General features: G+C 61.5%; 16 protein-coding genes. 11 read left to right on the top strand and 5 right to left on the bottom strand.

Annotated elements, in window-relative coordinates:
- The first annotated feature begins 125 nt into the window (after positions 1-125).
- Genes THIDRDRAFT_RS13210 through THIDRDRAFT_RS27325 form a run of 3 tightly spaced genes read left to right on the top strand, consistent with a single transcriptional unit; the run spans position 126 to position 1,286 of the window.
- Positions 126-710 carry a cytochrome c3 family protein gene (locus tag THIDRDRAFT_RS13210; protein ID WP_007041358.1) on the top strand — a complete coding sequence of 195 codons (585 nt, stop codon included), beginning with the start codon at positions 126-128 and terminating at the stop codon, positions 708-710.
- A gap of 4 nt (positions 711-714) precedes the next feature.
- Complete coding sequence (locus THIDRDRAFT_RS13205; RefSeq protein ID WP_007041357.1) at positions 715-1,038, top strand: c-type cytochrome; 324 nt, start codon at positions 715-717, stop codon at positions 1,036-1,038.
- Positions 1,035-1,286 (top strand): cysteine-rich CWC family protein, encoded by a 252-nt coding sequence (locus THIDRDRAFT_RS27325; protein WP_083827486.1) that lies wholly within the window; start codon positions 1,035-1,037, stop codon positions 1,284-1,286. The genes THIDRDRAFT_RS13205 and THIDRDRAFT_RS27325 overlap by 4 nt, the downstream gene beginning before the upstream one ends.
- Here THIDRDRAFT_RS27325 and THIDRDRAFT_RS13200 read toward each other — a convergent pair.
- Positions 1,238-2,488 carry a TIGR03790 family protein gene (locus tag THIDRDRAFT_RS13200; RefSeq protein ID WP_139058728.1) on the bottom strand — a complete coding sequence of 417 codons (1,251 nt, stop codon included), beginning with the start codon at positions 2,486-2,488 and terminating at the stop codon, positions 1,238-1,240. The two genes, THIDRDRAFT_RS27325 and THIDRDRAFT_RS13200, sit on opposite strands and share 49 nt — an antisense overlap.
- Before the next feature lie 312 nt (positions 2,489-2,800).
- Between THIDRDRAFT_RS13200 and THIDRDRAFT_RS13195 the strand changes: the two genes are divergently transcribed.
- The 8 genes from THIDRDRAFT_RS13195 to THIDRDRAFT_RS13170 all read left to right on the top strand — a co-directional run bounded on the left by THIDRDRAFT_RS13195 (position 2,801) and on the right by THIDRDRAFT_RS13170 (position 7,596).
- A complete protein-coding gene (locus THIDRDRAFT_RS13195) occupies positions 2,801-3,217 on the top strand; it encodes a TA system antitoxin ParD family protein (RefSeq protein WP_040844836.1) in 417 nt (138 codons plus the stop codon).
- A complete protein-coding gene (locus tag THIDRDRAFT_RS13190) occupies positions 3,214-3,813 on the top strand; it encodes an ATPase (RefSeq protein WP_007041354.1) in 600 nt (199 codons plus the stop codon). Before THIDRDRAFT_RS13195 ends, THIDRDRAFT_RS13190 begins: the two co-directional genes overlap by 4 nt.
- A 12-nt stretch (positions 3,814-3,825) precedes the next feature.
- A complete protein-coding gene (locus THIDRDRAFT_RS26185; RefSeq protein ID WP_007041353.1) occupies positions 3,826-3,969 on the top strand; it encodes a hypothetical protein in 144 nt (47 codons plus the stop codon).
- A gap of 259 nt (positions 3,970-4,228) precedes the next feature.
- Positions 4,229-5,176, top strand: a complete 948-nt coding sequence (locus THIDRDRAFT_RS13185; protein WP_007041352.1) for a Gfo/Idh/MocA family protein — start codon at positions 4,229-4,231, stop codon at positions 5,174-5,176.
- Between the two features lie 15 nt (positions 5,177-5,191).
- Complete coding sequence (locus THIDRDRAFT_RS13180) at positions 5,192-5,773, top strand: acyltransferase (protein WP_007041351.1); 582 nt, start codon at positions 5,192-5,194, stop codon at positions 5,771-5,773.
- A complete protein-coding gene (locus THIDRDRAFT_RS26770; protein WP_007041350.1) occupies positions 5,770-6,306 on the top strand; it encodes an RpnC/YadD family protein in 537 nt (178 codons plus the stop codon). The genes THIDRDRAFT_RS13180 and THIDRDRAFT_RS26770 overlap by 4 nt, the downstream gene beginning before the upstream one ends.
- Positions 6,307-6,414: 108 nt before the next feature.
- Positions 6,415-6,708, top strand: coding sequence for a DUF4351 domain-containing protein (locus THIDRDRAFT_RS26765; RefSeq protein WP_245535848.1), 294 nt, complete (start codon positions 6,415-6,417; stop codon positions 6,706-6,708).
- Positions 6,709-6,816: 108 nt separating this feature from the next.
- Positions 6,817-7,596: a hypothetical protein gene (locus THIDRDRAFT_RS13170; RefSeq protein WP_007041348.1), complete on the top strand. Its 780-nt coding sequence runs from the start codon at positions 6,817-6,819 to the stop codon at positions 7,594-7,596.
- 122 nt (positions 7,597-7,718) lie between these two features.
- On the opposite strand, the gene THIDRDRAFT_RS13165 is transcribed toward THIDRDRAFT_RS13170, so the two are convergent.
- From THIDRDRAFT_RS13165 to THIDRDRAFT_RS13150, 4 genes are all read right to left on the bottom strand, one after another.
- Positions 7,719-8,630, bottom strand: coding sequence for a lysylphosphatidylglycerol synthase domain-containing protein (locus THIDRDRAFT_RS13165; protein WP_007041347.1), 912 nt, complete (start codon positions 8,628-8,630; stop codon positions 7,719-7,721).
- A gap of 55 nt (positions 8,631-8,685) precedes the next feature.
- Complete coding sequence (locus THIDRDRAFT_RS23860; protein ID WP_007041346.1) at positions 8,686-9,381, bottom strand: class I SAM-dependent methyltransferase; 696 nt, start codon at positions 9,379-9,381, stop codon at positions 8,686-8,688.
- Between the two features lie 48 nt (positions 9,382-9,429).
- On the bottom strand, positions 9,430-10,377 hold the full coding sequence (locus THIDRDRAFT_RS13155) for a sulfotransferase family protein (RefSeq protein ID WP_007041345.1): 948 nt from the start codon (positions 10,375-10,377) through the stop codon (positions 9,430-9,432).
- Positions 10,378-10,456: 79 nt separating this feature from the next.
- Positions 10,457-11,236, bottom strand: coding sequence for a GNAT family N-acetyltransferase (locus THIDRDRAFT_RS13150; RefSeq protein WP_159105412.1), 780 nt, complete (start codon positions 11,234-11,236; stop codon positions 10,457-10,459).
- Positions 11,237-11,729: the final 493 nt, after the last annotated feature.

Below are 11,729 nucleotides of genomic sequence, written 5' to 3'. Positions count from 1 at the left end.
TCAATCGCGTAGCCAAGCACATGAAAACGCTTAAATTAGCGACTTCTAAAGCACGGCCGCGACCCTGGCGACACGGATTTTGGAAGCGTAACATCGCAGGCATCGAACAACCGAATCGAAGACCAATGAAAACCCGCAACTGGATCTTTCTCATCCTGGGACTCTGCCTGCTGACGCCGATGCTCATGATCGGCTCGTGGATCCTGACCCAGAGCACGCTCGAATCGACCGCCGGAGTGGAATTCTGCTCCACCTGTCACACCATGAAGCCATTCGCCGCCGCCTATGCCGCCGACATCCACGGTGGAGCCAACCCCAAGGGCCTGACGGCGGCCTGCGCCGATTGCCATCTGCCCCATACCGGGCAGACCGACTATATCGTCGCCAAGGCGAAGACAGGCGTCGTCGACGTCTGGGGCGAATTTCTCTCTCTATTCAGAGAACCGGACTGGACCGCAAATCTGGAGCATCGCGGCACCTTCGTCTACGACTCCGGCTGCCTGACCTGCCACACCCATCTAGCCGAGGCACCCGACCAGCAACCCGCCGCCGCCTTCGGCCACCAGACCTATTTCGCCAGTGAGGGTCGCATGCAGTGCGTCACCTGCCACATGCACGTCGGCCACACGGACCTTCTCAAACATCTGAGTCCGACCTCGGAGACATCCTCGGAGGCCAAAACCGGCACAGCGGACACCCCCTCGGAGTAGTTGCATGATCCATCCACGCCTTACTGCCGCGCTGATTGGTTCGGCCCTCATCAGCGCAGGCGCATTCGCCCAGGACGGAAACGTCCAGAGGGGCGCCGGGCTCTACGTCTCCAAAACCTGCAACCTCTGCCATACCCTGGCCGGTGAATCCGGTCCCATGGCCGAGATGGGCGGATCGCTCGACAACCTCGGCAGCAAACGCGACGCCGCCTGGATCCGGGCCTATCTGAAGGATCCGACAGGCACCCTGCCCGGCGCAACGATGCCCAAGACCGAGCTGACCGAGCAGGAGATCGCCGACCTCACCGCCTTCATGCTGGCGCATTGAGCATCCCGTCGGATCCAGGGATCCGCAAGGTCTGCCCGCGCTGCGGTCAGACCTTTCTCTGTCACGCAGCGCGGATCGAGCGCTGCGACTGCATGAAGATCCCGCTCACGCCAGCCACAACCGCCAGCATCCGAGATCGATACGGCGATTGCCTCTGCGCCGCCTGTCTGCAAGACCTGAGCGCCGACACCCCGACCGCTCAACCCGATGCCGAACCAGACACCGCCTCGGGCACGACCCGAAAATAGGTCGGATCGCCCGGATCCGTCCGAATCCGCACCGGCTCCGCGCCCGACTTCTCGAACCCCGCGATCGGACGATACGGCCCCATGGGCTGCTCGGCGCCCTCCAACCGGTAGCGCCCAGGCGTGAGCGCATAGAGGGTCATGACCCAGCGCGTTCCATCGAAAGCCACACCATAGCCGCCGAAGGGGCGTGCCAGCGGCTCACCGATGAAGATCCCCTGCCCCGGCATGCGCACGCTCTTCCAATAGGCCTCGATCAGGGTCGCACCATTCAGATAGCGTCCGATCAGCTCGACCGGATCCGGGAATTTGCTGGTGAAATTGCACGGCTCGACGACAGTTCCATAGCTCCCGGTCGCCCCGGCGCGCAGCCACTCAAGCGCGCTCATCTGATGGCTGTCGGTCAATTTCCCTCCGGTCGAGGTCAGATGATCGGCGATCGCCCCCGGCAGAAAGTGATTGGCGCGAATCTCGCGGACCTGCCTCGCGCCGGTGAGATAGAAGAGGACATCCTGGCGACCCGAAATGCTGTCCGCGTCGATCCGCCGCAGCCTCACCGCCGAGCCGAAAAGCGATCGCGCTCGATCGAAGCTCGCCGCCCGCACGCTACGCGCCGCATCGCTGGTCTTCACCAGATAGCCCGTGCCAGCCGGACGGGTGCCATCGGAGGCGACACCACGGTCGATCAGCGCCTTGACCTCGGCGAAATTGGTGCCTGCGAGCGCCATCGTCGGCCGCCATCCCAGATCATCGAACGGACGCGAACTGTCAGATCCATAGTAGGGACTCGGCTTGGTCATGCGACAGCCCTTGGCGCAAAACGCCGCGTCATAACCGGCCGCGAAGGCCGTCGTGATGGACATGCAGCCAACCCGATAGGGCGCCGCCCAGGTCAGTGCATAGGCCTGAACCGTCGCCGGAGTCGCCTGCTCCACCTCGGCCCGGAGGGCCGCGAACTCATCCACCGGCATAACACTCCGACCCGGATCGAACGCCACATGAACCAGATTCGCTACGGGGATAGCGCGACGCCCCATGTAGTAATCCGCGATTCGCCGACTCAAGGGATCCCGGTCGTTCACGACGACCGCCAACTCAGCCGGACCGAGAGACTGGGTCGGCAGCATGAGCTCCGGTCGAGGAAAGGCGGGTGCGTCGGCGAGCGCCAGGATCGGCAACACCCAAAGTATGAGCCCAGCCAACATCGAGTTCGCCGGACGAGAAACAGTCAAGCGCTGCGCGCCTGCTTTCAAGAAACGAAATACCAATCGGTCGACCTCATACTGGATTGCATCGAAGCCCAAAGGCATCGAATAGATTCCCGATTTTCGTCGATGCACATGCATGCGCACCAACATCAATCCGCCATATGCCTGACATGCCTGAGGCGCCCAAGATAGCGGGACGCGATTTCCGCGACGGTCGAAAACCTGTCGATTTCTTCACAGTCACCACATTGAAGCAGGCGTAGCATTCTGCTACGTTTTCTTCAATTCTATTCATTTGGTGCCTCGACCATGCCCAAATCAGCTTCACCGATTCGTCTACAACACGAACTCATGCAGGCCGCCGCCGTGACGGGCGAACGCTTTCACCGCAGCACGGCAGAGCAGATCGAATATTGGGCCAGCATCGGGCGCCAAGTCTCGCAACTGCTGCATCCGGACGCGCTGCTGTCGATCACGGCCGGATTGGCGCGCGTCCGCGTTGAGCCGGTCACCACGGCACCATTGGACCCAAATGAGGTGTTCAACTCACAGGAGCAAGAGCGCACACAAGGCACCCTCGGCACGGCCGTGACGTCCAGCCCGATCCGCTACCAAACCTCGCGAGCGCATCCGGGTTATCTGGAACGCATCGGTGCAGGCGGACAAATCGACGTCGGCCAGTTCGAGGGAGGGCGATTCGTCGTGACGACTGAGCCCGAATCGTGAGCGACGGCAGGCAGCTGTGGCTCCTCACCGGAGGCGACGGCGCCGGAAAGAGCACCTTTTACCGCCTACGCTTGGCCCCGCTCGGGCTGCCCTTCATCAACGCCGACCTGATCGCCCGGGACCTCTATCCCAACGCCCCCGAGGCCCGCAGTTACGACGCCGCCTGGGTCGCAACCGAACTGCGCCAACGACTCCTGAAAGAAGGACGGAGCTTCTGCTTCGAAACCGTCTTCTCGCACCCCTCGAAGATCGATTTCATCGCCCAAGCCAAGACACTCGGCTACCAGATCGTACTGGTCTTCATCCATCTCGAAACCGCCGAGCTCAACCAGGCCCGCGTCGCCCAGCGCATCAGCGAAGGCGGCCATTCGATGCCGGCCGACAAGGTCTTGGCCCGAATCCCACGACTACTCGGCCACGTGAAGACCGCTCTCCCGCTCTGCGATCACGTCCGCCTTCTGGATAACTCCAGCGCCGACGATCCCTTCCGCCAAATCGCGGTGATCCGTGCCGGCCGCGTGGAGATCCTGACAGACGGCGGCGCCCTACCCGACTGGGCCGATTGGCTGTTGGAAGATCGATCTACTGCGTTGTAGAGAATCGTTGAGATGCCGAGGCTAGCCCAGTCCCTCGACCTCGTCATAGACCACATCCAGCGCCAGCGTCGCGTCGAGACAGTCGAGCCGGATATCTTCTGGATCTCCGCCACCCAGTTCCGCGAGCGACGGCGCGCCTGCATCGTTGCTGACTGAGCGGCCAGCGCGGTCGGTTACTCGACATAGCCTTGGCTATGGAGTTGAACTTTGAGAAGTTCGACGGTCGTTGCCAAGAAGCAAGTTCGCTCGCTCCGGGGACTTGATACGGCACTCAGCCCCGCGACCAAGTTCACATTACACGCCGTAAGCTCTCCCGTCTGACAGCAAAAAAGTGCATCATGCAGTTTGCCTGAGGATTCAGGCTTCCCAAGAACAAGAAACGGCATTAACTAGACCCACCGCACGGGGATCATTGATGGACTCCAAGACCTTTGCCCTCATCGGCGCCGCAGGCTTCGTCGCCCCGCGTCACATGCGCGCCATCAAGGACACCGGCAATGAGCTCATCTCCGCGCTCGACCCCAACGATAGCGTCGGCATCATCGACAGCTATTTCCCGTCAGCCGACTTCTTCACCGAACCCGAGCGCTTCGACCGCCATATCGACAAGCTGCGTCGCAAGGGCTCAGCTGTGGACTATGTCAGCATCTGCTCACCGAACTATCTGCACGATGCCCACATCCGATTGGCCCTGCGTAACCGCGCCCACGCCATCTGCGAAAAGCCCTTGGTTCTGAACCCCTGGAACCTCGACGGCCTGCATGAGATCGAGTCAGAGACTGGCTCCCGGATCTACAACATCCTACAACTGCGCCTGCACCCCACCATCATCGCCCTCAGGGATGCCATCCGATCCGCCGACGACAGCGTCCACGAGGTCGACATCAGCTACATCACCTCGCGCGGCAACTGGTATCAACGCAGTTGGAAGGGGGACGCCGAAAAATCCGGGGGCATTGCGACCAATATCGGCGTGCATTTCTTCGACATGCTGACCTGGGTCTTCGGCAAGGTGCGTTACAGCACCGTGCACATCAACCGCGCCGATTGCGCCGCCGGCCGGCTGGAGTTGGAAAAGGCGCGAGTGCGCTGGTTCCTTTCCGTGAACGCCGATCATCTGCCCGAGGCACAGCGCGAACAGGGTCAGCGCACCTATCGATCGATCACCGTAGGCGGTCAGGAGGTCGAGTTCTCAGAAGGATTTACCGATCTGCACACCGCGAGCTACCAGCATATCCTTGATGGCGAGGGCTACGGATTGGATGATGCCCGCACCGCCGTGGAGACCGTTTACCAGATCCGCAACACCACGCCCCAGGGCCTTCAGGGCGACTACCACCCCTTCTGCAAACGCGCACGCTAGATCGGTCTCCCCTTCATGGACTACTCCGCACACCCCACCGCCATCATTGACGAAGGCGCACGAATCGCCAATGGCACACGCATCTGGCACTGGGCCCACATTTGTGGCGGTGCCCGAATCGGGTACGGCTGCTCGCTCGGGCAAAACGTCTTCATCGGCAACCAGGTCGTCATTGGCGACAACGTCAAGATCCAGAACAACGTCTCCGTCTACGACGGCGTTACCCTGGAAGACGACGTCTTCTGCGGCCCGAGCATGGTCTTCACCAACGTCTACAACCCGCGCTCGGCCGTTCCCCGCAAGGACGAATACCGCCCGACACTGGTCCGACGGGGCGCCACCCTAGGCGCCAACTGCACCATCGTCTGCGGAGTGACTATCGGCGAGTATGCCTTCATCGGTGCCGGATCAGTCATCACCAAGGACGTCAAGCCCTATGCCCTGATGGTCGGCGTTCCGGCGCGGCACATCGGCTGGATGAGTGCGCATGGCGAGCGGCTGGAACTGCCACTGACCGGAAAGGGACAAGCCACCTGCCCCGGCGACGGGCACCATTATCGACTCCAGCACGGTCGAATTGAACGGCAAGACGGATGACGAACGACGCGCGCGACGATTATGACACCCCCTGGAAAGACGCCGTGACACGGGCCTTTCCCGAATTCATGGCCTTCTACTTTCCGGCAGCGGCCTCTAAGATTGACTGGTCGCGCGGCCACGATTTCCTGGATCAGGAACTGGCGCAGGTCGTGCGCGATGCCGAACTCGGACGGCGTCTGCTTGATAAACTGGTGCGGGTGGGCACCCACGACGGCGCGGAACACTGGGTCTTCATCCACCTCGAAATCCAGAGTGATCACGACACGGACTTTGCCGAGCGCCTCTTCACCTATAATTACCGTCTCTACGACAAATACCGCCGTCCGGTCGCCACCCTGGCGCTCCTGGCCGATGCCAGCGCCTCCTGGAAGCCCCATCGGTTTGGCTACAGCCTGTTCGGCTGCCACGTCGGGATACGTTTTCCGGTCGTGAAATTGCGGGACTATCTGCCGCGACTGGAGGAGCTGCTGAGTGACCCGAACCCCTTCGCGCTGGTCACGGCGGCGCATCTGCTGACGCAGCAGACTTGAGGCGACGATGCCGGTCGCTACGCCGCCAAGTGGCGACTAGCAAAGCTGTTGTACGATCGCGGCTGGGACAGGCAGCGCATCATCGACCTATTTAGCGTAATCGACTGGATGATGCAGCTACCGGCGGATCTGCAACGCACGCTGTGGCGCGAGCTTGAACAACTGGAGAGGATGCGACGCATGCCCTACATCACCTCTGTGGAACAGATCGGAATCGAAAAGGGGATCGAACAAGGTAAGCAACTCGGCTCGGCGGTGATTCTCCTGCGCTTGATCGAACGCCGTTTTGGCCCACCCAGTGAAGCCATCCGCGAGCGAATCGCGCAGGCCGATCCGGACACCTTGCTCCATTGGTCCGAGCGGATCCTTGATGCCCAGGGTCTCGATGAGGTGTGGCATTGATGCGGGCCCTTGGAACGCGGCCATGTCGGCGGATGACTCACGCGCCAGCCGAGTGAGAGACGTGACGCTCAAGCATTGAGTCACACGAGGAAAACCAAAAGAACGCGCATGGCCCACTCCCTGACCAAGTATGCGTCTCTGCTCGACGAGCTAGCCGCCGCTGGCTATCGATTTCATCCAATTCGCGATTATTTCGCGGCACCCGCCAAGCAACCCTTCGTCTACCTGCGCCATGACGTAGACCGTCTGCCCGAACGCGCCGTAACCATGGCCGAGGCTGAAGCAAAGGGCAGTATCCGTGCGACCTACTATTTTCGCTGCGACAAGCACATGCGGTTCCCCGAGGCAGCCATGCGGCGTATTGCGGATCTTGGGCACGAGACCGGTTTTCACTATGAGAGCTTGTCGCGTTGCAAGGGGGATAGCGATGCCGCGCTGGCCCTTTTCGAACGCGAATTGGCCGCCTGCCGTTCTCTTGTGCCGGTTGACACGGTTGCACCTCACGGTGCACCGCTGTCCGCCGCCTCGAATATGGATTTTTCCACAGGCATTGGTCCAGAGCGATTTGCGCTCCTGGGCGATGCCACCGGTATCGACTTCACGGACATCCTCTATCTCACCGATACGGGCGGTACTTTTGGCAGCCCGTACAATCTGCGCGACCGAGTCGCTGGGCGCGAGCTACCGGGGCCGATCCACCCAGTGCGGCTCGCGGCCCATGTGATTGGGCAACAGGAGACGCGCCTGGTCTTGAGCTGCCATCCCGAGCGCTGGCCCTCCGGGATGCTGGCGCTGACCGAAGCGCGCGCGCGCGACAGCGCCACCAATCTCGCGAAACGACTGCTCCAGCACCTGCGCGCGTCCGATTTCAGAACTCGAGCGCGATGAGCCGAGTAACCGGACCTTGCCAAGACCCTTAAAATCCCCACCGGCATTGCAGGCAGCAGGCTTAATGAGCCTCAACCAGCAAGACATTGATCGCCTGCATAAAAGGCAACCCCGCCGCTTCTTCATCGGTCATGCCGTGGCGGCGGCCGGCCCAAGCCGTGCTGCGCGGCAAGCCCCGCCGCGAACAGCAGAATTTCGCCCCCAAGGAACCAAAGGCGTGCAATGACCGACACCGTGGTCGCGAACGGCGTCGGATGGCCCAGCATCACCAGCAGCAGCACCAGCAACCCCTCACGCACGCCAAGCCCGCCAGGCGCGATAATTGCTAGCACAGCGAGGGTCGCGGCCAAAACGAAGGCGAGTCCGTCGGCAAGCCGCGGCGGCTCCCCGCTCAAGGCGGCCACCAGCAAGGCGAATCCGATGCACCAGGCGAGCCAGACGACCAAGAACCAAGGCGCCGCGCGCAGTACCAGCCGAGGGGACAATGACGGCAATGACATCCGAGGTCGACCCAAGCGTTGCAGCGACCAGTTCAGGCTGCGCCCGAGCACGTCGGAAAACAGGAAGGCCGACATCAGTGCCCACAACCCCAGCGTCGGCAGTGCCAAATTGCGCCAAGTCCCGTCATTGGCAAAGATAAAGACCAGCGACCCCAGCGGTAGCCCAACCCACAACGTGATCACCTGTGCATGTAGCGACACCATCGACAGGACCGACAGCGGCTGTCGGGTTAGGTCCGCCAGATAGCTCGCCCGCCCCATCACCACCCACAACTTACCGGGGATGTACTTGCCGAAGATGGTCAGCCCTACCGAGGCCAAGGACTGGGCTGGGGACGCATCAAGGCCATGCAGTTGAAGCAAGCGACGCCACGCCGATGCCGAACCGGCGAAGCCCGCACCCAGGAATGCGACCGCTCCCGCCAAAGCCGGCCAGTCCCGTATATTCGGCATCGCCAGCATGTCCTGGCGAGCGAGCCACAGCAGCACGAAGGCCACAGAGGCATACACCAACAACTGCGTCCAGCGCTTCACGCGGCCATCGCGCCCCGTTCCGCCGCTGCTGCAAGGGTTTTCGTGTAGGTGGACATCAAGCCAAATCCTCAATGTAATACAGGGCTGAGCCGATGCGCTCGCAGCAGTAGGTTCCGGTCGGACGCATCGCCAACGCCAGTTGCCACGGATAGACGAAAAAGTGCAAATGCGCGTTGAGCGCCCAGCGCGAGGGGCGCTCCCGCGGTACGACCACGATCAACCGGCGACCTGCAATTCGGCGCAACTCGCCGACAGCCGCGCACAGGTCGAGCGTGTGTTCCAGGGCATGGGTCGAAACCACCGTTTCGAAGGTCGCATCGGCGAAAGGCAACCGATCAATCAATGCCTCGACGAACAGCGCACGGGCTGACCCGTCGTCGTGACTGATGTTGATATCCACGCCGACGCCAAAGCGCGCGCCGTTCTTGACGAGTTCGCGCAGCAGATGCCCGGTCCCGCAACCGACATCGCAGAAACGACCGGGCAGTGCATCCGTATCGATACGTCTGATCACATCTCTCGTATTGTCGGACACGCGATGCCTTCGACCCGAGAGTTCGTCCTCGTAGAATGTCTTCAGCGCTTGTACAGACAAGTTTGGCGACGCCTCTCGCAGCCGCGCGAAAGCCGTGATGCGCCGCCCGAAGAGTCGTTGCAGTAGCGCACCGAATAGACCACCATCGCGGATGGCTGGCGGCAACCCCTCCCCGGCAATCGCGTTCAACAGACGGGCAACGGGGCTTCTGGCCATGGTATGAAGTCCGATCGAAAGTGTAGGTTGCGTCGCCGGAGCGGCTCGTCAGCCGATTACACGAATCGCATAGCGCCGATATGCCCGTTCCCGAGCGTTCGAGGCGAAATGATGCGCGTGCAGGGCATTCAGTCGCTCCCATTCGTCGGCGGGCAAGCGTACCCGGTTTGCGGAGTCTAGCGGTGGGGCATCGATTCCGGTTGCTTGGAGCTGAAATGCCTGTCCGATACCGGTCAATGTGGATGCCGTTTGCTCGCATAGTGCCTCATAGGTCACCACCAGAGCCTGCTGCGGGTGCGCCAGACAGGCCGCTAGCGCCAGCTCTTCCAAGCGATCCACCTGCCACAACACTTGATACAACGGTTCTCGCTCCAGCACTGTCTCATATCCCGAGGGCGCCACGCTCCACCACTGACGATCATCCGTGGACAGCACCCGTCGGCTCATGATCAGCGATTGTGCCGTAAACACTGGGTCGCGAGTCAGGAACAGCAAGCGCGCTGCGGGAAAAATGCTGAGCAGTGCATCGACACGGGTGGTGTTGACCTGGTTCTTCACGAATAGTGGCGCACGGGCCAGTCGTGCGATGGTCGCGACCGTTGCTCGGACTCGGTCCACGTGAGGGGCGTCGGCGGGGAAGCCGAACCAGTGGCGAAGTACCGCTCCTGCCTCGTTCGGTGCACACAGCCCAGATACATACCCGAATCGGCTCTGACGCGGTGACGAACGATAACCACTGCAACAGCGACGACGAGCGCTGCACACGCGCAGCATCCAGCGCGGCATCAGGGCCATCAGGTTTGAAATATAGGCCACATGATAGTGCTGCAAGACCGCCTGAAACAGTAGCGTGGAGCCGGTGCGAGGAGCGCCGATGACAAAGATTGGCGCTAACAACTCGTCCAGGTCGCTCGCTGCGTCGGCATCGGCGCTGGCGTCGAATCCGCTCAAGCATTTTTGCAATGCAAGTGCCGTCTGCCGCAAGACCCCGCTCATGACGGCTCCGCCAGGACGGCCACCTCAAGCGGAGCCGGGGCATCCGCCAAGCAAACGGTAGTTGTCAGTCGCCGATGAATCATCCAAGTCGCCCGATCAATAGCGCGGACAGCTGCAGGTAGAGCGGCACGGGCATCTTGCGCAGTGCCATGGAGACCGCGCCGACCAGCGCACCGGTTCGCGCGATGGGTTGAAATCCACACTGCTCCGGCCAGACGCGCCATGTGATCGGAGCCATCTGCGCACCCCATCCCTGCTTAAACGCGATCAAACCGGCATTGTCGCGGTGCGCGCTGCCGAGGTCCAAAGTCGGATAACCTTCGTTGCAAAGACTGGCGATCACGCGATCAAAGAGCAGATTGTTGGGTCGCTTGCGCAATGCCTCCGGTTCCGAGCGAGACGCACCGAAGGCATATAGCACATGCCCTTGGAAAAGCAGCAGCCAAAGCCCAGCGATCACGCGCCCCTGATCGCGGGCAAGCCACAGTCGTGACGCCTCAAGCCCGAAGTGTCGCCTGATGGCGTGCAGGAAGCGCCGAGGGTAAATCGGCACCCCCTGTCGTCTGCGGGTTTCAATCATCAGCTCGTAGAACTGATCCACGGCGGCGGCATCGGTGGCGAGGGTTACATCAATCCCCTCCTGCAAAGCCTTCCGCACGCCGCGCCGCGCCATACTGCTGAAACGCTGCGACACCTGTTCGTATCCATCGCGCAGATCCACCCAAGCGGTGACAGAGCCACTGTCGATGCGTCGGCCGGAAGCGGCCAACGCGACCGCATCGCGTACCACAAGCCGAGGCGCCAACTCAAGCGCAGCCTCTACCAACCGAGGAATCACCGAGGCGTCGCTCGCGAGCAAGGGTACCTGATGCGAAAACGGCAACGCGACGCACTCTCTCTGTCCGCGAAGACTGCTGCGACGCATCATGGGTAATAGTCCGACCAGATCGCCGTTTTCGACGGCATAGCGGGTGCAATCGCGAAACCCGAAGCCCTCGCATAACGCCGCCAGCCAAGCTGGAGCATGGTAGCAGCGTACGTCAGCTTGATGGGCCAAAAACCGCGACTTGGCGGCCGCGTCGACTTGATCCGCGCCGAGAATTAGCATCCGCCTCATTGCCCCTGGATCGCGTCGTCAGCCAGGCTCACCCAGCAGCGCGGCCGAGTAAACAATACATGTATACCGAGCTAATACCAATTTTTCGGTTTTTACTCGCCGACAATGGCGAAGTTTTCCGTCAGCAACGATCGTAGGTCACCACGATATTGGTTCGGGTGACGAAAGAAATTCTCGCAAGCCGCTTTGAAGTCGGCGAACGACTCAAAAATAGCGGTTATAGAGCACTATCTTT

This window comes from Thiorhodococcus drewsii AZ1, from assembly GCF_000224065.1.
In the GTDB taxonomy this organism is placed as follows: domain Bacteria; phylum Pseudomonadota; class Gammaproteobacteria; order Chromatiales; family Chromatiaceae; genus Imhoffiella; species Imhoffiella drewsii.
This window is presented reverse-complemented; position numbering and strand designations above follow the sequence as displayed.

Coding starts and splice junctions, on each gene's coding strand:
- THIDRDRAFT_RS13210 (WP_007041358.1), top strand. CDS start 126: ATGAAAACCCGCAACTGGATCTTTCTCATCCTGGGACTCTGCCTGCTG.
- THIDRDRAFT_RS13205 (WP_007041357.1), top strand. CDS start 715: ATGATCCATCCACGCCTTACTGCCGCGCTGATTGGTTCGGCCCTCATC.
- THIDRDRAFT_RS13200 (WP_139058728.1), bottom strand. CDS start 2,488: ATGTTGGCTGGGCTCATACTTTGGGTGTTGCCGATCCTGGCGCTCGCC.
- THIDRDRAFT_RS13195 (WP_040844836.1), top strand. CDS start 2,801: ATGCCCAAATCAGCTTCACCGATTCGTCTACAACACGAACTCATGCAG.
- THIDRDRAFT_RS26185 (WP_007041353.1), top strand. CDS start 3,826: ATGCCGAGGCTAGCCCAGTCCCTCGACCTCGTCATAGACCACATCCAG.
- THIDRDRAFT_RS13185 (WP_007041352.1), top strand. CDS start 4,229: ATGGACTCCAAGACCTTTGCCCTCATCGGCGCCGCAGGCTTCGTCGCC.
- THIDRDRAFT_RS13180 (WP_007041351.1), top strand. CDS start 5,192: ATGGACTACTCCGCACACCCCACCGCCATCATTGACGAAGGCGCACGA.
- THIDRDRAFT_RS26770 (WP_007041350.1), top strand. CDS start 5,770: ATGACGAACGACGCGCGCGACGATTATGACACCCCCTGGAAAGACGCC.
- THIDRDRAFT_RS26765 (WP_245535848.1), top strand. CDS start 6,415: ATGATGCAGCTACCGGCGGATCTGCAACGCACGCTGTGGCGCGAGCTT.
- THIDRDRAFT_RS13170 (WP_007041348.1), top strand. CDS start 6,817: ATGGCCCACTCCCTGACCAAGTATGCGTCTCTGCTCGACGAGCTAGCC.
- THIDRDRAFT_RS23860 (WP_007041346.1), bottom strand. CDS start 9,381: ATGGCCAGAAGCCCCGTTGCCCGTCTGTTGAACGCGATTGCCGGGGAG.
- THIDRDRAFT_RS13155 (WP_007041345.1), bottom strand. CDS start 10,377: ATGAGCGGGGTCTTGCGGCAGACGGCACTTGCATTGCAAAAATGCTTG.